Annotated in this window: 18 protein-coding genes; 13 read left to right on the top strand and 5 right to left on the bottom strand. The window is 60.5% G+C overall.

Going from position 1 to position 19,608, the window contains the following annotated elements; genetic code table 11:
- Positions 1 to 1,065 precede the first annotated feature (1,065 nt).
- Positions 1,066 to 3,060, top strand: coding sequence for a polysaccharide biosynthesis protein (locus tag ATI14_RS29400; protein WP_031319680.1), 1,995 nt, complete (start codon positions 1,066 to 1,068; stop codon positions 3,058 to 3,060).
- A 111-nt stretch (positions 3,061 to 3,171) separates the two neighbouring features.
- Positions 3,172 to 3,504 (top strand): ComEA family DNA-binding protein, encoded by a 333-nt coding sequence (locus ATI14_RS29395; protein WP_016970513.1) that lies wholly within the window; start codon positions 3,172 to 3,174, stop codon positions 3,502 to 3,504.
- A 27-nt stretch (positions 3,505 to 3,531) separates the two neighbouring features.
- On the opposite strand, the gene ATI14_RS29390 is transcribed toward ATI14_RS29395, so the two are convergent.
- Positions 3,532 to 4,110: a TetR/AcrR family transcriptional regulator gene (locus ATI14_RS29390; protein ID WP_016970512.1), complete on the bottom strand. Its 579-nt coding sequence runs from the start codon at positions 4,108 to 4,110 to the stop codon at positions 3,532 to 3,534.
- A gap of 133 nt (positions 4,111 to 4,243) precedes the next feature.
- On the opposite strand from ATI14_RS29390, the gene ATI14_RS29385 reads away from it, so the two are divergent.
- Positions 4,244 to 4,888 (top strand): GntR family transcriptional regulator, encoded by a 645-nt coding sequence (locus ATI14_RS29385; protein ID WP_016970511.1) that lies wholly within the window; start codon positions 4,244 to 4,246, stop codon positions 4,886 to 4,888.
- A gap of 14 nt (positions 4,889 to 4,902) precedes the next feature.
- Positions 4,903 to 5,751 (top strand): urea carboxylase-associated family protein, encoded by an 849-nt coding sequence (locus tag ATI14_RS29380; RefSeq protein ID WP_016970510.1) that lies wholly within the window; start codon positions 4,903 to 4,905, stop codon positions 5,749 to 5,751.
- Between the two features lie 6 nt (positions 5,752 to 5,757).
- Here the strand turns inward: ATI14_RS29380 and ATI14_RS29375 are convergent, their stop codons facing one another.
- Together ATI14_RS29375 and eat are read right to left on the bottom strand one after the other, a co-directional pair.
- Positions 5,758 to 5,925 (bottom strand): DUF2897 family protein, encoded by a 168-nt coding sequence (locus ATI14_RS29375; protein ID WP_003172675.1) that lies wholly within the window; start codon positions 5,923 to 5,925, stop codon positions 5,758 to 5,760.
- Positions 5,926 to 6,036: 111 nt separating this feature from the next.
- A complete protein-coding gene (gene eat / locus ATI14_RS29370) occupies positions 6,037 to 7,401 on the bottom strand; it encodes an ethanolamine permease (protein ID WP_016970509.1) in 1,365 nt (454 codons plus the stop codon).
- A 411-nt stretch (positions 7,402 to 7,812) separates the two neighbouring features.
- Between eat and kdpF the strand changes: the two genes are divergently transcribed.
- The 6 genes from kdpF to ATI14_RS29340 all read left to right on the top strand — a co-directional run bounded on the left by kdpF (position 7,813) and on the right by ATI14_RS29340 (position 15,801).
- The gene (gene kdpF, locus ATI14_RS29365) at positions 7,813 to 7,902 is read left to right on the top strand and encodes a K(+)-transporting ATPase subunit F (protein ID WP_003218754.1); all 90 of its coding nucleotides are present in this window, start codon (positions 7,813 to 7,815) and stop codon (positions 7,900 to 7,902) included.
- 9 nt (positions 7,903 to 7,911) lie between these two features.
- Entirely contained in the window at positions 7,912 to 9,606 is a 1,695-nt protein-coding gene (kdpA, locus tag ATI14_RS29360; protein ID WP_017255319.1) for a potassium-transporting ATPase subunit KdpA, read from the top strand.
- Between the two features lie 11 nt (positions 9,607 to 9,617).
- Positions 9,618 to 11,675, top strand: a complete 2,058-nt coding sequence (kdpB, locus tag ATI14_RS29355; protein WP_026083152.1) for a potassium-transporting ATPase subunit KdpB — start codon at positions 9,618 to 9,620, stop codon at positions 11,673 to 11,675.
- A gap of 75 nt (positions 11,676 to 11,750) precedes the next feature.
- Positions 11,751 to 12,296, top strand: coding sequence for a potassium-transporting ATPase subunit KdpC (gene kdpC / locus ATI14_RS29350; RefSeq protein WP_031319729.1), 546 nt, complete (start codon positions 11,751 to 11,753; stop codon positions 12,294 to 12,296).
- Positions 12,297 to 12,422: 126 nt separating this feature from the next.
- The gene (locus ATI14_RS29345) at positions 12,423 to 15,074 is read left to right on the top strand and encodes a sensor histidine kinase (protein WP_080520141.1); all 2,652 of its coding nucleotides are present in this window, start codon (positions 12,423 to 12,425) and stop codon (positions 15,072 to 15,074) included.
- Positions 15,075 to 15,111: 37 nt separating this feature from the next.
- Positions 15,112 to 15,801: a response regulator gene (locus ATI14_RS29340; RefSeq protein WP_016968892.1), complete on the top strand. Its 690-nt coding sequence runs from the start codon at positions 15,112 to 15,114 to the stop codon at positions 15,799 to 15,801.
- 120 nt (positions 15,802 to 15,921) lie between these two features.
- Here ATI14_RS29340 and ATI14_RS29335 read toward each other — a convergent pair whose 3' ends face one another.
- Entirely contained in the window at positions 15,922 to 16,959 is a 1,038-nt protein-coding gene (locus ATI14_RS29335; protein WP_016968891.1) for a patatin-like phospholipase family protein, read from the bottom strand.
- Between the two features lie 216 nt (positions 16,960 to 17,175).
- Between ATI14_RS29335 and ATI14_RS29330 the strand changes: the two genes are divergently transcribed.
- The 3 genes from ATI14_RS29330 to ATI14_RS29320 all read left to right on the top strand — a co-directional run bounded on the left by ATI14_RS29330 (position 17,176) and on the right by ATI14_RS29320 (position 19,146).
- Entirely contained in the window at positions 17,176 to 17,454 is a 279-nt protein-coding gene (locus tag ATI14_RS29330; protein ID WP_010176194.1) for a hypothetical protein, read from the top strand.
- A 42-nt stretch (positions 17,455 to 17,496) separates the two neighbouring features.
- Complete coding sequence (locus ATI14_RS29325) at positions 17,497 to 18,258, top strand: CHAD domain-containing protein (protein ID WP_016968890.1); 762 nt, start codon at positions 17,497 to 17,499, stop codon at positions 18,256 to 18,258.
- 90 nt (positions 18,259 to 18,348) lie between these two features.
- Positions 18,349 to 19,146 (top strand): acyl-CoA thioesterase, encoded by a 798-nt coding sequence (locus tag ATI14_RS29320; protein ID WP_016968889.1) that lies wholly within the window; start codon positions 18,349 to 18,351, stop codon positions 19,144 to 19,146.
- A gap of 3 nt (positions 19,147 to 19,149) precedes the next feature.
- Here ATI14_RS29320 and ATI14_RS29315 read toward each other — a convergent pair whose 3' ends face one another.
- Entirely contained in the window at positions 19,150 to 19,512 is a 363-nt protein-coding gene (locus tag ATI14_RS29315) for an Mpo1-like protein (protein ID WP_016968888.1), read from the bottom strand.
- Between the last annotated feature and the right edge of the window lie 96 nt (positions 19,513 to 19,608).

Here is a 19,608-nt window from a genome sequence, read left to right as displayed (position 1 = left end):
GGCTTGGGGCATCGCAATCAAATAGTAGTCAGGTGTCATCCAGTGGTCGTACCCAAGCGGTTCCGGCAGCCCCGGTCTCAGTCGGCGGCATGCGGAACACTGCGGGTGCGAATCCACACCATTGTCCGGCAAACAGAAAGACAATATTCAAGCAGGTCCGTTCGGACCGGGCTTGCGCCGCCTTTACGGCAGTACACGCTGCTCGGCAAGTAGTCTGCATACTCTAAAATATGCCTTTTCAATTGGATCCAATAACGAGGGTGTGCTGGCTGCAATTGCTTACTTCCGCCTGAAAATGGATAACGGAGTAGCAAATGTGTCGTTGAGTTCAACCGCCCGTCTTATTGATCCGACTGTTCTTTTATAGCGGATACTTCAGTTCTTGTCTCTTTGATCCGCACCGCTGCGAAGAACAAAAAAACTGCGCCGAGTATAACCTTGGTGCGGACTTGTTTTCCAAGAGGGGAATGGAACGGGCGTTCGATATGAATTCCCTGAACACGTGTGGCATTGCGCGTTAAATCATGTCGCCGCGCATCTGCATAACCCTCTATTCCTTTGAGGAGTGATATCAAAATGTCATCTCTTAATTGGGAGAAAGCCGTTTTTGGGCTTTTCAATTGAAACTGTTGCTATGCTTGCTAACCATTTAGTCAGCGCTGCGCAATTCGTGCAAAGCCTGTGAGTATGCCACAGGTGCGCCATTTTTTGCGGCACGTTCAAGCACGCTGACTTCGCAATGCCTTGTGGGCGTGGAATTTTTTTTTGCGTGACAAGGGAATTCAGAGGAATTGCGCCCCAACACGGGTATTATCCCTCACAACGTTTTCAGCGGACGCCATACGCTGCCATGACGGTTTCCGCACAGGCACGCGACAGGCACGCGGCATTTGTCCCAAGGGGTAGGCGTTGCGGAAGTTGAATTTTCTGAAGGTGATTTTTGATGCGGTTGTCGCGCCTGTACAGATTCTGTTCAGCATAGGTAGCTCATCGTGGATCATTATTTACGTTGATTCGTGGGCAAGGTTTTGATTTCAGGAGCTTGAAAAAGTGTTCGATAGGGGCATGGATAGGATGAGAGTTTTTTTATTGAGTCTTCCGCGCCGCCACAAGCGCATTCTTCAGGTGCTCGCCGATATTATTTTGGTGTGGATTTCGTTATGGATGGCGTTTGTGGTTCGTTTGGGTATCGCCGAAATGGACGAGCCCATCCAGCGATATCTGTGGTTGTTCGTGAGCGCACCGATTGTCGCCATTCCCCTGTTTGTTCGCTTCGGGATGTACCGGGCGGTAATGCGTTATTTCGGTAATGACGCACTTATTACCATTATCAAGGCGGTCAGCCTTTCATCACTTATTCTTGGCCTGGTGGTCTACTTCTACAGTAATCACCAGTACGTTGTTCCCCGCTCGGTCATTTTCAACTATTGGTGGCTGTGCCTCATCACCGTCGGGGGATTACGCTTGGCCATGCGCCAGTATTTCCTGGGTGACTGGTTTGCCGCATCGCAACACGTTCCTTTTGCAAATCGTGACGATGGTTTGACCAAAGTCGCCATTTATGGGGCAGGGGCTGCAGGTAACCAACTCGTCGCCGCGTTGCGCATGGGCCGCATCATGCGGCCGGTTGCTTTTATCGATGACGACGGCGGTATCGCGGGCCGGGTCATATCCGGGTTGCAGGTCTACAAGCCCAAGCACATCCAGCAGATGATCGACTCCACAGGCGCCCAGCAAATACTACTGGCCGTTCCCTCGGCCACGCGCGGGCGCCGCCGTCAGATCCTCTCTAATCTGGAGCAGTTCCCACTGCATGTACGCAGCGTTCCGGATTTCATGGCCCTGGCCAGCGGGCGTGTCAAGGTTGACGATATTCAAGAAGTTGACATTGCCGATTTGCTCGGGCGTGACGCAGTCCCGGCCCAGGAAGATTTGCTGGAGCGATGCATCGTTGGCCAGTCTGTACTGGTAACCGGCGCGGGTGGATCCATCGGGTCGGAACTGTGCCGGCAAATTCTGGCGTTGAAACCCAAGACGCTACTCTTGTTCGAGCACAGCGAATTTAACCTCTACAGTATTTTTTCCGAACTTGAACGTCGCGTTGCACATGAGTCCTTGCCGATCAAGTTGCTCCCGATTCTGGGGTCGGTGCGTGATGAGCGCAAACTGCTTGACGTCATGAAGAGCTGGCATGTCGATACGGTCTATCATGCGGCTGCGTACAAGCATGTGCCGATTGTCGAGCACAATATTGCCGAAGGCGTTCTGAATAATATTATCGGTACTGTGAACACTGCCCAGGCTGCATTGAAAGCGGGCGTGGTGAACTTCGTATTGATCTCCACCGACAAGGCCGTTCGCCCAACCAATGTAATGGGAAGCACCAAGCGCCTTGCCGAGTTGGCCCTGCAAGCGCTCAGCCTTGAAAAGGCTCCAGTGATGTTCGGTGACAAATCGGGTATCGCGTGTGTAAACAAAACCCGCTTCACGATGGTCAGGTTCGGCAACGTATTGGGTTCTTCCGGTTCCGTGATTCCACTCTTTCACCGGCAGATCAAGGCCGGTGGCCCGTTGACGGTCACTCATCCCAAAATCACCCGTTACTTCATGACGATTCCGGAAGCCGCGCAACTGGTTATCCAGGCCGGCTCCATGGGGCAGGGGGGAGACGTGTTCGTTCTGGATATGGGTGAACCGGTAAAAATTACCGAGCTGGCAGAAAAGATGATTCACCTGTCGGGCCTGAGCGTGCGTTCTGACACAAACCCTCATGGAGACATCGCCATAGAGTTCACGGGCTTGCGTCCGGGCGAGAAGCTGTATGAGGAGTTACTGATCGGTAATAACGTGGTCGCCACTCAACATCCGATGATCATGAGTGCCAACGAAGATCATCTGGCGTGGGATGTACTCAAGCGCAAACTCGCTGAACTGCTTTCGGCGGTGGATGAGGATGACTACGCCCGCGTTCGCCAACTGCTGCGCGAGACCGTCAGCGGCTATGCGCCAGACGGGGAGATCGTCGACTGGATTTACCAGCAACGGCGGCTCGAACCCTGATCTTACATGCGGTAACGTAGCCAACTTTGACTCTCAATGAACATCACCTAAGTTTGAAAGGCAGCTTTGGAAAAGCTGCTTTTCTTCTACTGATTTCATGGAGCGTCACCGATGCAAAACACCTACATCTCTTCGCTGATCTTTGCCGTCCTCACCAGCCTCTCCGTAGCCTCTCACGCTGCTCCCTCCGTCAAGCCCGAGGCTAGCGCACCTGTCACCGCGCAGGTGGCCAAGGTCGAAGCCATCACCCAGGTCAACCTCAACGCCGCCGACGCCGAGACCCTGCGTCGCGACCTGTTCGGTATCGGCGCGGCCAAGGCCAAGGCGATCGTCGCCTACCGGGACAGCAACGGTCCGTTCACCGCGGTCGATGAGTTGTTGGAGGTCAAGGGTATCGGCAAGGCGTTACTGGAAAAAAATCGTGACAGGCTCGCAATCAATTGAGGATGTGAGCACACCGCAAAAGGCCGGTCATTGACCGGCCTTCCCGTCTTCGCAAACCTGATCTTTCAATGCGTCGCGCACGACCTCCATGATCCGTGCCGCCATTTGCGGATTTTCCACACTTCTGGCCAGCACCAGCGCGCCCACCAGGGTCGACATCACGACCAGGCTTTCTTCATCAGCCTTTTCGCTTTTGAGTGCCGATTCAACCTGCTTCAACCGCGCTTCCAATACCGCATCTGTCGTGGAGCTATGCTGACCACGAAGGCCCAATTCGGATGACATGGTCGGCAGTGGGCAGCCTTGGTCGGGTGAAGTCAGGTGCCACTCGGACAGGTAGCTGTCGATGAATGCGTGCAGAGGACGCTCTTGAGTAAACAGCGCCTCGCAATGTGCATCCAGTTCTGCCGCCGCAGCCTGAAGGGCTTTCTCCACCAACTCATCTTTGGATTTGAAGTGCGCGTAGAACCCGCCATGTGTCAGGTTCAGCGCCTTCATCAGCGGCTGCAGGCCGGTGGCGCCTATGCCGTCGCGGCGAAAGCGCACGGAGGCTTCCTTGATGATGCGTTGATGGGTCTGGGCTTTATGATCGGGTGAGTAGCGCATGGGACTGCCTCGGAAACGTGCTGGCATTTTAACCAACCTGGAGCTTTTTTACCCGTCGAGGCAACGGTAGGCACCGTTGGCATGGAACGTGATTGGGTTTACTACAGTGATTGTTCAACAATCGGATAGTGAAATGACCCTTAGTTTGTCTCTGGCTGATCAAATTGCCCTGGAACTGCGTGCCGACATTATCGGCGGCCGCTTGTTGCCCGGCATGGCGCTGGTCGAAGTCGACCTGGTGAAAGCCTATAACGCCTCGCGCAACACCATCCGTGAGGCCTTGCACCGCCTGGGCCAGGAAGGGCTCACCCGCTATGTGCGCAATAAGGGCGTGATGGTGCGGCAATTGGAGCGTGAAGAAGTGCGCGATCTCTTCGTGGTGCGCCGCACCCTCGAGTTGCAGGCCATCGCCGGGAGCGGTGCACTGACTGACGACCAGGCCGGGCACATGCAAAACGCCATCGAGGCCACCACGCTGGCCCGTGAACGTGAAGACTGGCGGGCGGTCGCCACCCACAGCCTGCTGTTTCATCAGCGGATTGTCGGGTTGATGCGTAGCCCTTTGTTCGATGAGTTTTTCGCCCAGGTGATCGCCCAATTGCGCCTGGTGTTTTGCGCAGCCCCGGATGAACAACGTTTCCAGCTGCCCTGGTTGGAGCGGGACCGCGAGATTTATGCGTTGCTGGCCAAGGGTGACAAGCCCGCGGCGCAAGAAGCGATGAGCGTGTACCTGCAGGATTCGGAACGCCTTTCCCTGGCATTGTTTGACCACCCTTGATGGAGGACCGCCCCATGTACAAAGACTATCCGGCTGCTTATCAGGTCAGCAAAGGTTCGGCGCTGCAGGTCGACACGGCGTTCTACGAGCGCATCCGCGACCGGGCTGACCAGCGTACGTTGATCGAGCAGTTCGAAGTGCCGATTCGCACGGGCAGGGCGTGGAAAGTGCCGGCAGGCCATGTGTTTCGTGTCACCACGCCTGTGGGCCCGCAGGTGGGTGACTTCAACGTGTGGAATGCCAATGATCCGCGCGAACGCTTGTGGGCTGCCCGGACGCGCCAGTTGCAAGGCGCCCATGTCAGCACCCATGACCGCCTGTGGTCGAACCTGCCGTTCCTGCGCCCATTGGTGACCATCACCGATGACAGCCTGGCGGCTTACGGCATCGACGAACACGGCGGCCGCCTGCATGACTTGCTCGGCACGCGCTGTGATCCTTATGTAAACCGCATGCTGACCGGTGAGGATTTCCACCATCACTGCCATTCGAACCTGACGCGTGCCGTACTGCCCCACGGCCTGACGGAGTTCGACGTGCATGACGTGCTGAACATCTTCCAATGCACCGGTCTCAACCATGACGATATGTACTTCATGAAAGCCTGCCCGGCGCAGAAGGGCGATTACCTGGAGTTTTTTGCCGAAATCGATTTGCTGTGCGCATTGTCGACTTGCCCGGGTGGCGACTTGTCGCTGCCCATGTGGGGGCCGGACGCGCAGGACCCGCTGACGGTGTGCCGCCCGCTGGGTGTCGAAATCTACAGGTTGGATGAGGCATTGCTCAAGGGCTGGAGCCAGCCGGAACGTGCTGCCTATAAAGGGCAGCACGGTTTGCATATTGCCAAGGCGGCCTGGGAGTAAACCGGCCTAGCGGTCCTGCGCATCCTTGGCGTCGGCCTGGGCGTTGCGCTCGGCCACGCGTTTGCGTTGTTCGTCGGTGAGTTCCACCTTGTTGGCGCTGTCACGCAGCATCATCAAACCACCGACGATCGACCCGATCGCGACCACCATAATCAACCACGCGTACCACGGCATAAGGCTCTCCTTGAGGCGGATCACCGTGGGAGAATTTTCCCACGGTAATAACTGCTTTGAGCTACAGGCTTTCTCAGTAGTTCATTGTAGGCCTGTTCCGCCTTGTCGGCCTCAGAGCCCTGTCAGCATGGCATCTGCCGGGGCATCCGCGCGGTCTTGCGCGGTCAACTGGAAGTAGATGAAGCCCGCGACCATGAAGCCCAGGAAAATCAGCCCGATCAGCGCGTTGAACCACGCCATGGCCACCAGGCACACCACTGCCAGGATCAGTGCGATGCCCGGCACGATCGGGTAACCCGGCGCGCGGAAGGTGCGCTCCAGCAACGGTTCGGTTTTGCGCAGCTTGAACAGACTGAGCATGCTCATGATGTACATCACGATGGCACCGAATACCGCCATGGTGATCATCGCCGCGGTCAGCGTCATGCCGCCCAGGTTGATCAAACCGTCGCTGTAGATCGCGGCAATGCCCACCACGCCACCGGCGATGATTGCCCGGTGGGGTGTCTGAAAACGCGACAGTTTGGCGAGGAAAGACGGCAGGTAACCGGCGCGGGCGAGGGCGAAAAACTGGCGCGAGTAGCCCAGGATAATGCCGTGGAAGCTCGCCACCAAGCCAAACAGGCCGATCCACACCAGCATGTGCAGCCAGCCCGAGCTGTCACCGACCACGGTTTTCATGGCCTGTGGCAGTGGATCATTGATGTTCGACAGCGTGCGCCAGTCGCCCACGCCGCCGGCAAAAAACATCACCCCCATGGCCAGGACTACCAGAGTGAGGATGCCGCTGATGTAGGCTTTTGGAATGGTGCGCTTGGGATCTTTCGCTTCTTCCGCCGCCATGGCTGCGCCTTCGATGGCAAGGAAGAACCAGATGGCAAAGGGAATGGCCGCAAACATCCCGGCAATTGCCGGGGCGCCGAAGTGATCGGAACCGGCCCAGCCATTGAGCGCAAAGTTGCTGAAGCTGAACGCCGGGGCGACCACGCCCATGAACACCAGCAATTCGGCGACGGCGAGCACGCACACCACCAGTTCGAACGTGGCGGCGAGCTTCACTCCGAGAATATTCAGGCCCATGAACACGATGTAAGCGCCGACGGCTGCGTGCTTCGGGTCCAGTGCGGGAAACTGCACATTCAGATACGCGCCGATCGCCAAGGCAATCGCCGGTGGGGCAAACACAAACTCGATCAACGTCGCCAGGCCGGCGATCAACCCGCCTTTCTCGCCGAAGGCGCGGCGGCTGTAGGCAAACGGTCCGCCCGCGTGAGGAATTGCGGTGGTCAGTTCGGTGAAACTGAAGATAAAGCAGGTGTACATCGCCGCGACCATCAACGAGGTCACCAGAAAGCCCAATGTACCGGCGACGCCCCAGCCATAGCTCCAGCCGAAATACTCGCCGGAAATCACCAGCCCCACGGCAATACCCCACAGGTGCAAGGTGCCCAAGGTGGGTTTGAGTTGTGTGTTCATTGTGTTGCTCTCCCTGAACCGGTTGGATTGATTCAAGGTGTTGCAGCGGGCATGCCAGCCCGCAGAATCCTGTCGTAAAGGCGCGCAGCTGTCGCCACGGGAACGGTTTGGCGTTTGAATTTTGCCTGCTTTGCACCAGATAAGTGCTGTGTTGACTGAACTGGCGCCTTCGCGGGCAAGCCCGCTCCCACATTCGGGCGATGCCAGGCATAACCACGCGCTTCAGTGTGGGAGCCGAGCTTGCCCGCGATGAGGCCCTCCAGCCCGCCACACCCCCCCTGTAAACCCCGCATAAACCCACTCTTTACGCCGTCTTTACGCCCCGCCCGCACCCTCGCTCTCGTTCCTTTACGCCACTCCTGCCGACAATTGCCCCACACGCGGCAATCGCCGCAAAACGGAGAGACTTCCATGAGCGTTCTGGACGGGGTGTCACTGCTATTGGCCGTGGCACTGTTCATTTATCTGCTGGTTGCGCTGTTACGCGCGGATCGGAACTAGGAGCTGGCCATGCACAGTTATGACTATTGGCTGATCATTGCCTTCTTCGCGGTGGTGCTGATTCCGGCCCCGGCCCTGGGGCGCTTTTATTACAACGTGATGGAGGGGCGACGCACCTGGCTCACGCCGGTATTCGGCCCCGTGGAGCGCGCGTGTTATCGCCTGTCGGGCGTCGACGAGCATCAGGAACAAAGCTGGCAGAAATACACGCTGGCCTTGTTGGCATTCAATCTGGCCGGCTTTGTGTTGCTGTTTGTGATCCTGCTGTTCCAGGACTATCTCCCACTGAACCCGCAGAAGTTGCCCGGCCAGGAATGGACGTTGGCCTTCAACACCGCGGTCAGTTTCATGACCAACACCAACTGGCAGTCCTACAGCGGTGAAGCCTCCCTGAGCTACCTCAGCCAGATGGCCGGCCTGACTGTGCAGAACTTCGTCAGCGCCGCCACCGGCCTTGCAGTCCTGGTCGCGCTTTGCCGTGGGATCGGTCGCAAATCCACCAAGACCCTGGGTAACTTCTGGGTCGACATGACCCGCGCCACCCTCTACGGCCTGCTGCCGTTGTGCCTGGTGCTGGCGTTGTTTCTGGTGTGGCAGGGTGTGCCGCAAACTTTTGCTCACTACGTGGATGCCGTGACGATGCAAGGTGCGGATCAAGTGATCCCGCTGGGTCCGGCCGCGAGCCAGATTGCGATCAAGCAGCTGGGTACCAACGGCGGCGGCTTCTTCGGCGTCAACTCGGCGCACCCGTTTGAAGACCCGACCGCATGGGCCAACCTGTTCGAGCTGGCGGCGATCATTCTGATCCCGGTGGCGCTGGTGTTCACCTTCGGCCACTACGTCAAAGACCTGCGCCAGAGCCGCGCCATCCTGGGCTGCATGCTCGCGCTGTTCCTGATCGGCGGCGCGACCTCGCTGTGGGCCGAATACCAGCCCAACCCGACCCTGAACAACCCGGCGGTGGAGCAAACCGCACCGCTGGAAGGCAAAGAGGCACGCTTCGGCACCACCGGCACCGTGTTGTGGTCGGTGACCACCACGGCGGCGTCCAACGGTTCGGTCAACGGCATGCAAGACAGCCTCAACCCGCTCAGCGGTATGGTGGCGCTGGTCAACATGATGGTCGGCGAAGTGATCTTCGGCGGCGTCGGCGCCGGCATGTACGGCATGTTGCTCAACGTGCTGATCGCGGTGTTCCTCGCCGGCTTGATGATCGGCCGCACCCCGGAATACCTGGGCAAGAAACTCCAGGCCAAGGAAGTGCAACTGCTGGTGGTGACCTTGCTGGTGATGCCGGTTGGCGTGCTCGTACTCGGCGCCATCGCGGCCAGCCTGCCTGGCCCGGCGGGTGCCATCAGTAACCCTGGCCCCCACGGTTTCAGCCAGTTGCTCTACGCCTACACCTCGGCCAGCGCCAACAACGGCTCGGCGTTCGGGGGCTTCAGCGCCAACACCGCATTCCACAACCTGATGCTGGGCCTGGGCATGTTGATCGGCCGCTTTGGCTACATCCTCCCGGTACTGGCCCTGGCCGGCAGCCTGGCGATGAAGAAAACCGCACCGATCGGCCAAAACAGCTTCCCAACCCACGGCCCGCTGTTCGTGACCCTGTTGACCGTGACCATTTTGCTGGTGGGCGGCCTGACCTTCCTGCCGACGCTGGCACTGGGCCCTATCGCTGAACACTTGAGCATGGGCTTCTGAGGGATATGAAAATGAATATGCCTGCAAAAAACGCCGCTCCCGTGACGACTCAGGAGCCCGCCAAAACCGCCATCTCCGCCCTGTGGCGCCCGGCACTGGCCCAGGCGTTCGTCAAGCTGGACCCGCGCCAGTTGCAACGTTCGCCGGTGATGCTGGTGGTCGAATTGACCGCCATCCTCACCACCGTGTTGTGCTTTGTGCCCGACACTGCCGTGCCGACTTATGTTGCGGTGCAAATCGCCGTGTGGCTGTGGTTTACCGTGCTGTTCGCCAACTTTGCCGAAGCCCTCGCCGAAGGGCGTGGCAAGGCGCGGGCCGACAGTCTTAAAGCGGGCAGCGAAGGCCTCAGTGCACGCCGCAAGGAAGCCGACGGCAGCTTCAAGGTCGTGCCGGCCACCAGCCTGCGCAAAGGCGATGTGGTGCGCGTTGCCGCCGGGGAAATGATCCCCGGTGACGGCGAAGTCATCGAAGGCATCGCGGCGGTCAACGAAGCGGCAATCACCGGCGAATCCGCGCCGGTCATCCGCGAGTCCGGCGGCGACCGCTCGGCGGTGACCGGCAACACTCGGCTGGTGTCGGACTGGCTGCTGATCCGCATCACCGCCAACCCCGGCGAATCCACGCTGGACCGCATGATCGCGCTGGTGGAAGGCGCCAAACGCCAGAAAACCCCCAACGAAGTCGCGCTGGATATCTTGCTGATCGGCTTGACCCTGATTTTCCTGCTGGTGGTGGTGACCCTGCAGCCGTTCGCCCACTTCGCCAATGGCAGCCTGCCGCTGGTGTTTCTGGTCGCACTGCTGGTCACGCTGATTCCTACCACCATCGGCGGCTTGTTGTCGGCCATCGGTATCGCCGGTATGGACCGCCTGGTGCGCCTCAACGTCATCGCCAAATCCGGCCGCGCGGTGGAAGCGGCGGGGGACGTGCATGTGTTGCTGCTGGACAAGACTGGCACCATCACGTTTGGTAACCGTCGTTGTGCGGCGGTGATCGCTGCGCCGGGCGTCAGCGGTCGTGACTTGGCCGAAGGTGCGTTGCTGGCCTCCCTGGCGGACGACACGGCGGAAGGCAAATCCATCGTCGAATACCTGCGCGCCTTGCACCCGCAGGCCGAGCCGACCCTGGACGAGTTGACCTCCGTGCCGTTCAGTGCCGAAACCCGTTTGTCCGGTGTCGACTACCAGGGCCGCGTGTTCCGCAAAGGCGCCGTGGATTCGTTGCTGGCCTTTATCGGTCAACAGCGCCGTGATCTGCAACCGGCACTGTCTCGTGAAATCGACAAGATCGCCCAAAGCGGTGGCACCCCCTTGCTGGTGTGCGCCGACGGCAAACTGCTGGGTGCCATTCACCTCAAGGACGTGGTCAAGCCCGGCATCCGCGAGCGTTTCGCCGAACTGCGCAAACTGGGCATCCGCACCGTGATGGTCACCGGCGACAACCCGCTGACCGCCGCCGCGATTGCCGCCGAGGCGGGCGTGGATGATGTGCTGGCCGAAGCCACCCCGGAGAAAAAACTCGCGCGCATTCGCCACGAGCAGAACGATGGCCGCCTGGTTGCCATGTGCGGCGACGGCGCCAACGACGCCCCGGCGCTGGCCCAGGCTGACGTCGGCATGGCCATGAACGACGGCACCCAGGCCGCCCGCGAAGCCGCCAACATGGTTGATCTCGACAGCGATCCGACCAAGTTGCTCGACGTGGTACAGATCGGCAAGGAATTGCTGGTCACCCGTGGCGCGCTGACCACCTTTTCCATCGCCAACGACGTGGCCAAATACTTCGCGATCCTGCCGGCGCTGTTTGCCTCGATCTACCCGCAACTGGGCGTGCTCAACGTGATGCACCTGCAGAGCCCGCAGAGCGCGATCCTCTCGGCCATCGTGTTCAACGCCTTGATCATCGTGGTGCTGATCCCTCTGGCGCTGCGCGGCGTGCGCGTGCAGGCGGCGAGTGCGGCGGCGTTGCTGCGCCGCAACCTGCTGATCTACGGGCTGGGCGGGATTCTGGTGCCGTTTGTGGGCATCAAGGCCATCGACATGCTGCTGACTGCGCTGCACCTGGTGTAACTGACCGGCACTGTGTGTGGTGAGGGAGCAAGCTCCCTCGCCACAGTGGTTACTCGATTTATTGAGGATTTCAAGATGACTAACATGATCCGTCCGGCCCTGAGCCTGCTGGTTCTGATGACCCTGATCACCGGCGTGGCCTACCCGCTGGTGGTGACCAGCGTGGCGCAAGTCGCCTTCCCGGACCAGGCCAATGGCAGCCTGGTGCGCGATGCCAGCGGCAAGGTACGCGGCTCCAGCCTGATCGCCCAGGACTTTACCGGTGATGGCTGGTTCCACCCACGGCCCTCCGCCGGTGCGTTTGCGACGGTTTCCAGCAGCGCCAGCAACCTGGGGCCCAGCAACCCGGCCTTGGCCACACGCATCTTTGACGATGCCAACAAACAGCTGGTCCCTGGCCAAGGCCCGGTGCCTTTGGCCTCGCTGACTACCTCCGGCAGCGGTCTTGATCCACACTTGCCACCACAGGCGATTGCCTATCAACTGGCGCGGGTGGCGGCGGCGCGGAATGTGCCGGTGTCTACACTCCAGCGCCTGCTGGATGAACACATCGAAAGCCCATTGGTGGGCCCACCGGTGGTAAACGTGCTGGCGCTGAACATGGCGCTGGAAAAGTTGTAAGCAGTGATGCCGTCATCGCGGGCAAGCCCGCTCCCACGGCTGGAATGCATTTCCCTGTGGGAGCCGGGCTTGCCCGCGATGGCGGCCTGAGAGATTCGAAATACACACCTGAAGGAACCGCAAAGCATGAGCGACTCCGGCCGCGCCGATGCCCTGTTAGCCGAACTGCCACGGGACGGCCGTGGCCGGCTCAAAGTCTTCCTCGGTGCCGCGCCGGGCGTGGGCAAGACCTACGCCATGCTCCAGGCCGCCCACACGCAGTTGCGCCAGGGTGTGCGCCTGATTGCCGGGGTAGTCGAAACCCATGGCCGCGCCGAAACCGAAGCCTTGCTTGGCGGCCTGCCGCAGCAACCTTTGCTGCGCAGCGAATACCGCGGCGTGATGCTCGAAGAAATGGACCTCGACGGCCTTCTCGCGGCCAAGCCCAAGTTGGTGCTGGTCGACGAACTGGCCCACAGCAATGCCCCCGGCAGCCGCCATGAAAAACGCTGGCAAGACATCCAGGAATTGCTCGCCGCCGGTATCAACGTGTTCACCACGGTTAACGTCCAGCACCTGGAAAGCCTTAACGATCAAGTGCGTGGCATCACCGGCGTGCAGGTGCGTGAAACCCTGCCGGACTGGGTGTTGCAAGAAGCCGACGAACTGCTGCTCATCGACCTGCCGTCACGGGAATTGTTGGAGCGCCTGCGCGACGGCAAGGTGTATGTGCCGGAACAGGCCCGCGCGGCCATCGATGCGTTTTTCACCCAGACCAACCTGATGGCCCTGCGCGAACTGGCGATGCAGACCGCCGCGGCCCACGTCGATGATGATTTGGCTCAAGGCTATCGCCAGCTTGGCCAGGCCGCACCGGCGGTGCGCGGGCGCCTGCTGGTGGGCGTCGATGGCGACGCCCAGGCCGAGCGCCTGGTACGCCACGCCAGCCGCGTGGCCCAGCGTCGGCATTTGCCGTGGAGCCTGGTGCACATCGACAACGGCCGCGCGCGGGACGAGCAGTCGCGCCTGCGCCTGCAAAACGCCCAGCAACTGGCCGAGCGTTTGGGCGGTGAAGTGGTGTTGCTGCGCGCGGGGGAGGTGGCGAAGACCCTGATCCAGCACGCCGCCGAACGCCGCGCCAGCCTGGTGTTGGTGGGACAGTCGCGGATGCGCTGGCGGCGCCGCTTGTTCGGTGGCGGGTTGGCCGCACGGTTGCTGCGCAATGCGCGGGGCCTTGAAATCAACGTGCTCGACAGCGACGACATTCCCGCGCCGCCGCGCCTGCCGGATCTACGCGGCCTGGTGTGGTTCGATTATGGCCTGGCAGTGGTGGCGACCGTGGTCGCGGCGGCGCTGGCCTGGGCTGTGTCGAGCATTTTGCCGCTGCCGAACATCTCGCTGGTCTTTCTCGCAGCCGTGTTGCTGGTGGCGGTGCGCAGCAGCCTCGGGCCGTCCTTGGCCTGTGCGGCGCTGTCGTTCCTGACCTATGACTTCCTGTTTATCCCGCCCAATTTCTCATTTGCCATCCAGCGCGAAGAAGACGTGTTGACCCTGTTGTTCTTCCTGCTGATGGCGGCCTTGACCGGCAACCTCGCCGCCCGCCAACGTCGACAGTTGCAGGCGTTGCGCGACACCCAGGAAGAAACCAGCGAGTTGCTCGACCTGTCGCGCAAACTCACCGCCGCCACCGACCGCCAAGCCGTGATCAGCGCCGCCGCCCATCATCTTGAAGGCTGGAGTGACCTCGACCTGTGCCTGGTCAATCGCGACGGGCAGGGTGGCTGGAAGGTCGAAACCGGCGCCGCGCTGAACCTTACTGAAGCCGAGCGCGCCGCCGCCGACTGGGCCTGGCAGCACGATCAACCGGCGGGCATGGGCACCGGTACCTTGCCGTTCGGGCGTTGGTGGTGGTGGCCGCTGTCGGGTGAGGAGGGGCCGCTGGGCTTGTTGGGCGTCAGTCCCAAACCGGGTCTGGAGTTGAGCGGTCAACGTCGTCGTTTGCTGACCGCTTTGAGCCAGCCGCTGGCGCAAGCGTTGGCGCGGGCGCAACTGGCGCAGGAGCTGGAGTCTGCACGCCTGCACGGTGAAACCGAGCAACTGCGCAGTGCTTTGCTCGCCTCGGTGTCCCACGATTTGCGCACACCGCTGACGGCCATGCGCGGCAGTATCGACAGCTTGTTGGCGCTCGGCGAAGCCATTCCCCTGGATGATCGCCGCGAGCTGCTTGAGGGCACTCGCGATGAGGCCGAACGCCTGGACCGTTATATCCAAAACTTGCTGGACATGACACGGCTGGGGCACGGCGCCCTTAAACTGGCGCGCGACTGGGTCTCGCCGGGCGATATTGTCGGCAGCGCCCTGGGTCGCTTGCGTGCGGTGCTGGCGCCGTTGCAAGTGCAGACCGACGTGCCCACCGAACTGCCGTTGCTGTATGTCCACGCCGCGTTGATTGAGCAGGCGCTGGTCAATGTGCTGGAAAACGCCGCGCGTTTCTCGCCCGTCCAAGGCCGTTTGGAGGTGAGCGCCGGTGTGGCCGATGACCAGTTGTTTTTTGCCGTGGCCGATGAAGGACCGGGGATTCCCGAGGACGAGCGCGCGAAGATTTTCGATATGTTCTACACCGCCGCGCGTGGGGATCGAGGCGGGCAGGGCACCGGGCTGGGGCTGGCGATTTGTCAGGGCATGGTCGGTGCGCACGGTGGGCGTATCAGTGTTGCCGACGGAATCGAGGGGCGCGGCACCTGTATCACTTTGTTCCTGCCTTTGCCGACTCAGCCTGGCCTGGAACGCGAGCCTTGAGCTACCCTCTTTTCTCCACGGATTTTGATTGGACACCATGAGCCAGACCGCGACGATTTTGGTCATTGACGACGAACCGCAGATCCGCAAGTTCTTGCGCATCAGCCTGGCCTCCCAGGGCTACAAGGTGATCGAGGCCGGCACCGGCAACGAGGGTCTGGCTCAAGCGGCGCTGAGCAAACCGGATTTACTGGTGCTCGACCTCGGCCTGCCCGACATGGACGGCCAGCAAGTGCTGCGCGAATTTCGCGAGTGGTCGACGGTGCCGGTGTTGGTGTTGTCGGTGCGCGCGAGTGAAGGCCAGAAGGTTGAAGCCCTGGACGGCGGCGCCAATGACTACGTGACCAAACCGTTTGGTATCCAGGAATTTCTCGCGAGGGTCCGCGCGTTGCTGCGCCAGGCGCCAGCGGGGGAGGCTCAGGAAGCCGCCTTGCGTTTCGGTCCTTTGACGGTGGACCTGGCTTATCGCCGGGTCCTTCTGGACGGCGCCGAAGTGGCTCTCACCCGCAAGGAGTACGCGGTGCTGGCGCAATTGGCGCGACATCCCGGCCGGGTGATTACCCAACAGCAACTGCTGAAGGATATCTGGGGGCCGACCCATACCGAGGACAGCCATTATTTGCGCATTGTGGTGGGGCACTTGCGCCAAAAACTGGCGGATGACCCGACCCAGCCACGGTTTATCGTGACCGAGGCGGGAGTGGGGTATCGGTTGTTGAATGCCTGAGTGTGTGGGCACCTGATTCGGCCTCATCGCAGGCAAGCCAGCTCCCACATTTTGACTGCGTTCACAGTTCAAGGTGGGAGCTGGCTTGCCTGCGATGAGGCCATCCGCATCACCCGGAATTCAGCGTTGCTCACTCTCATACCGGTCCAATGTGTCACTGGCAATTTCCCGCCCCAACGCGATCAGCTCCGGCGCCTTGTAAAACTCGAAAAACCGGCACACCCGTTTCGGCACGTTGATCAGCACATCCGGCGGGTAGCCGGCAATTTTGTATTGCGCCAACGACGTCTGCATCACCTCGAAGCTCTGGTTAATCAAATCCAGCAGCGACGCGGGCCCGACGTTGTCGATGATGAACGAGCCGGTCGCCGATTTGGGTGCGCCTTCCTTTTCCGGCGCAGCGGCGGGTTGCTGGGCCTCGGGCTCGGCCGAGTCCAGCCACGGGTTGATCTCGGCGGCCTGGGCCTGCAACGCCTCTTGCTCCAGTTTCATCAACTGCTCAGCCTGTTTGCGCCGAAATGGCAGGTGCGAGCCCAATGATTTCGCCAGGCTGTTGAAGCGGCTTTTGAACGCCGGCGGGCGCGGTATCACCGGCAAATGGTAGTGCTTCTGGTTGGTGGCGTTGAGGTTGACTGCGATGATCAGGTCACAGTGGCTCGACACCACCGGCACGATGGGCAGCGGGTTGAGCAGGCCGCCATCCACCAGCATGCGGTTGCCTTGCATCACCGGCGTAAACAGGCTGGGAATCGCTGCGGAGGCGCGCATGGCCTGGTGCAGGCAGCCTTCCTGAAACCAGATTTCCTGTTGGTTGGTAAGGTCCGTGGCAACGGCGGTGTAGGGGATGCGCAGCTCTTCAATATTGATTTCGCCGACGATCTTGCGGATTTGCCCGAAGACCTTTTCGCCACGAATGGCGCCGAGGCGAAAGCTCACATCCACCAGGCGCAACACATCCAGATAGTCGAGGCTTTCGATCCAGTTGCGGTAGTCGTCCAGCTTGCCGGCGGCGTAGATTCCACCCACCACGGCGCCCATTGAGCAGCCGGCGATGCAGGCGATGTCGTAACCGCGCCGTTCGATTTCCTCGATCACGCCGATATGGGCGTAACCCCTGGCCCCACCTGAACCCAGTACCAAGGCAACACGTTTATTCATGGTCGATGTCCCTTCCAAGGCAGGTGCCCACAATGCACCTTTTGAGGGGCACGCTTCAATCTTCGCAACGCCGGCAATATTTTCTCAGGATAGACACGGTGCTCGGGTATGCTTTGGCGATAGGCGCTTTGGATTTGAGGCTGACTGACAAGGCACTTTTCCTTGTAGGCAACGTCTACACCCTACGACTGTTTTTCTTTTTTTGAGGTGTCATCGATGAAAGCCTGGATGTGTGTGCCTGTGATCGTGTTGGCCCTGGCCGGTTGTGCCGGGAAAACCGCGTACCGCGACAGCTGTGGCACGCAACTGGATGCAGCCTGGCACGAACTGGACCTGGCCAAGGCCGAAGGTTTCGCCGGTACCGTGAGCTATTCCAAGGCCTTGTCCTTGCTGACCGGCGCCAAGACCCAGCAACAATTCGAAGCGTTTGAAGGCTGTTCCAACAAAGCCGAGAAAGCGCGGTTCTATATTCGTGAGTCGCGCGCCGGCCGTTAATCGTTAGCTGCGCAGGAATGTTCATCGTCAGGGGAGGAAGGGATGTCAGCTTTGGTCGATCAGTTAGTCGCTCAGGTCATTGGCCTGGAAGTAGGGTTACTGAGCTGCCAGGCTCGTCTAGCTGCCGTCACCGACGATGAAGCCTTGCACGACCTGCGCACCACCGTGCGGCGCCTGCGCAGTTTATTGCGCCCCTTGCGTGGCTTACCGGGCGTCGAACAGCTTGAATTGTCCGCCAGCATCGTCGGCCAATTGACGACGCCGCTGCGCGACCGTGAGGTGCTGGCGGCGTACTTGCATCAGCAGGGGTATTACGAAGCGGCAGATCGGCGTCTGCGCCTGCAACCCGAGGCGTATCGGCAGGTGGCGCAAAGCCCGGAGCTGGCCCATCTGTTGTTGATCATTGATGCTTTTCCTCGCTTTATCCGCGCCTCTGAGCATCAAAAATTGCTCAAGGGCCTGCGCCCGCGCATCGAAAAGCGCCTGCGCAAGCAATGGCAGAAGCTCGATGAAGCCTTGAAAGATCCCGGCCATGATCGCCATCGCCTGCGCTTGTTGATCAAGCGTGTGCGTTACGCCGCCGAGGCCTATCCAGAACTGGACAAACTCCCCGCCAACGCCATGTCGCGCCTGAAGAAAGCCCAGGGCGCGCTGGGTGACTGGCATGATTGCTGGCAATGGCTGGCGCAGGCTGAGCTGCAAGCCGATCTGCAACCTTGCGTTGCCGCGTGGCGTCGCACCATGGTCAAAGCCGAAGCCCGGGCGGATCGGGTGCTGGACAAGCTCGGCAAGGATTGTTTCTGAATCGGTCCGGCTTTTGGCCGGAATAGGCGCTGTGCCTTGTGGGCCTGCTGGTTAAGATCGATGCATCTGCTTTCTTGATGTGAGGTCGCCATGCGCTTTTTTGATCTGCTCGACGCTGCCCGTCGTAACCCGCTGGACGTCACCATCCCCGCCGAATGGGCCCAGGGCCGCGCCACCTTTGGCGGTCTGGTGGCCGCCTTGCAGTATGAAGCGTTGCGCGCGCAAGTCCCGGAAGGTCGCCCGTTGCGCTCCCTCGCCGTGACTTTCGTGGGGCCGGTAGCGCCGGAGGTACCCGCCAGTTATCAGGTTGAAGTACTGCGCGAAGGCAAGGCCGTCAGTCAACTGCTTGGCCGTGTGGTGCAGAACGGCGAAGTGGCGACCTTGGTTCAGGCCAGTTTCGGTGCGAGTCGCGAGTCGGAAATCGACGTCGCCAGCGAAGCTCCGCCCTCCTTCAAACACTGGGAGGAATGTCAGGAACTGCCCTACATCAAAGGCGTCACGCCTGAATTCATGAAGCACGTGGCGATGCGCTGGAGCGTCGGCGGCATGCCGTTCACCGGCAATAAATCCCGTGATATGGGCGGCTGGGTGCGCCTGCGCGGCGACGTGAAGGAAGAGCCGCTGACCGAATCACACATTCTGGCACTGGTCGACGCCTGGCCACCGGCCCTGCTGCCGCACCTGAAAAAGCCGGCACCGGGCAGCACGCTGACCTGGACCATCGAATTCATCCAGCCCCTGCAAAACCTGACCACCCTCGACTGGTGCCAGTATTACGTCCAGATCGAACACGCCCGCAACGGCTACGGCCACGCCGCCGCCGCGCTCTGGAGCCCGACCGGCGAACTGATCGCCATCAGCCGCCAAACCGTGGTGGTCTTCGCCTGATCCTCAATGCCGGTGGCGCTGGCGCCAGGCCCGCCACCAGCCGCCGCTCAATACAAAACGCGGAAAGGTTACAAACTGCTCGACCACCAGCCGTTGCACGGCATCTTTTCGATCACTGAACGGCTCACTGGCCTGAGCCTCCAGGCTATGGCCATGACGCTGCAATGCCAGGCCGGCGAAAATGCCAATCACGCCGACGGCGAAACTGGTGAGGCTCAAGCTGAACACGCCGGAAACGATCAGCAGAAACCCGATGATGAACAGAGGCACTGCAATCAGGTGCAGCGCCAGGTTGGTCGGGTGCTGATGATTTTGCGGGTAGTTGCGCCATTGCCAGGCGGGAAGGTTGGGGTGACGTTTGCCCATGGTGGTGAATCCTCTGTCCGTTGAAACGTTATGGGCGGAGTTTAGGTGGGGGGTGGCGCGGGGGCGAATTGACGTTTGCTATAACTCTTATAGGCA

Origin of the sequence: Pseudomonas tolaasii NCPPB 2192 (assembly GCF_002813445.1) — a bacterium.
GTDB lineage: Bacteria > Pseudomonadota > Gammaproteobacteria > Pseudomonadales > Pseudomonadaceae > Aquipseudomonas > Aquipseudomonas tolaasii.
This window is presented reverse-complemented; position numbering and strand designations above follow the sequence as displayed.

Coding starts and splice junctions, on each gene's coding strand:
- ATI14_RS29400 (WP_031319680.1), top strand. CDS start 1,066: ATGGATAGGATGAGAGTTTTTTTATTGAGTCTTCCGCGCCGCCACAAG.
- ATI14_RS29395 (WP_016970513.1), top strand. CDS start 3,172: ATGCAAAACACCTACATCTCTTCGCTGATCTTTGCCGTCCTCACCAGC.
- ATI14_RS29390 (WP_016970512.1), bottom strand. CDS start 4,110: ATGCGCTACTCACCCGATCATAAAGCCCAGACCCATCAACGCATCATC.
- ATI14_RS29385 (WP_016970511.1), top strand. CDS start 4,244: ATGACCCTTAGTTTGTCTCTGGCTGATCAAATTGCCCTGGAACTGCGT.
- ATI14_RS29380 (WP_016970510.1), top strand. CDS start 4,903: ATGTACAAAGACTATCCGGCTGCTTATCAGGTCAGCAAAGGTTCGGCG.
- ATI14_RS29375 (WP_003172675.1), bottom strand. CDS start 5,925: ATGCCGTGGTACGCGTGGTTGATTATGGTGGTCGCGATCGGGTCGATC.
- eat (WP_016970509.1), bottom strand. CDS start 7,401: ATGAACACACAACTCAAACCCACCTTGGGCACCTTGCACCTGTGGGGT.
- kdpF (WP_003218754.1), top strand. CDS start 7,813: ATGAGCGTTCTGGACGGGGTGTCACTGCTATTGGCCGTGGCACTGTTC.
- kdpA (WP_017255319.1), top strand. CDS start 7,912: ATGCACAGTTATGACTATTGGCTGATCATTGCCTTCTTCGCGGTGGTG.
- kdpB (WP_026083152.1), top strand. CDS start 9,618: ATGAATATGCCTGCAAAAAACGCCGCTCCCGTGACGACTCAGGAGCCC.
- kdpC (WP_031319729.1), top strand. CDS start 11,751: ATGACTAACATGATCCGTCCGGCCCTGAGCCTGCTGGTTCTGATGACC.
- ATI14_RS29345 (WP_080520141.1), top strand. CDS start 12,423: ATGAGCGACTCCGGCCGCGCCGATGCCCTGTTAGCCGAACTGCCACGG.
- ATI14_RS29340 (WP_016968892.1), top strand. CDS start 15,112: ATGAGCCAGACCGCGACGATTTTGGTCATTGACGACGAACCGCAGATC.
- ATI14_RS29335 (WP_016968891.1), bottom strand. CDS start 16,959: ATGAATAAACGTGTTGCCTTGGTACTGGGTTCAGGTGGGGCCAGGGGT.
- ATI14_RS29330 (WP_010176194.1), top strand. CDS start 17,176: ATGAAAGCCTGGATGTGTGTGCCTGTGATCGTGTTGGCCCTGGCCGGT.
- ATI14_RS29325 (WP_016968890.1), top strand. CDS start 17,497: ATGTCAGCTTTGGTCGATCAGTTAGTCGCTCAGGTCATTGGCCTGGAA.
- ATI14_RS29320 (WP_016968889.1), top strand. CDS start 18,349: ATGCGCTTTTTTGATCTGCTCGACGCTGCCCGTCGTAACCCGCTGGAC.
- ATI14_RS29315 (WP_016968888.1), bottom strand. CDS start 19,512: ATGGGCAAACGTCACCCCAACCTTCCCGCCTGGCAATGGCGCAACTAC.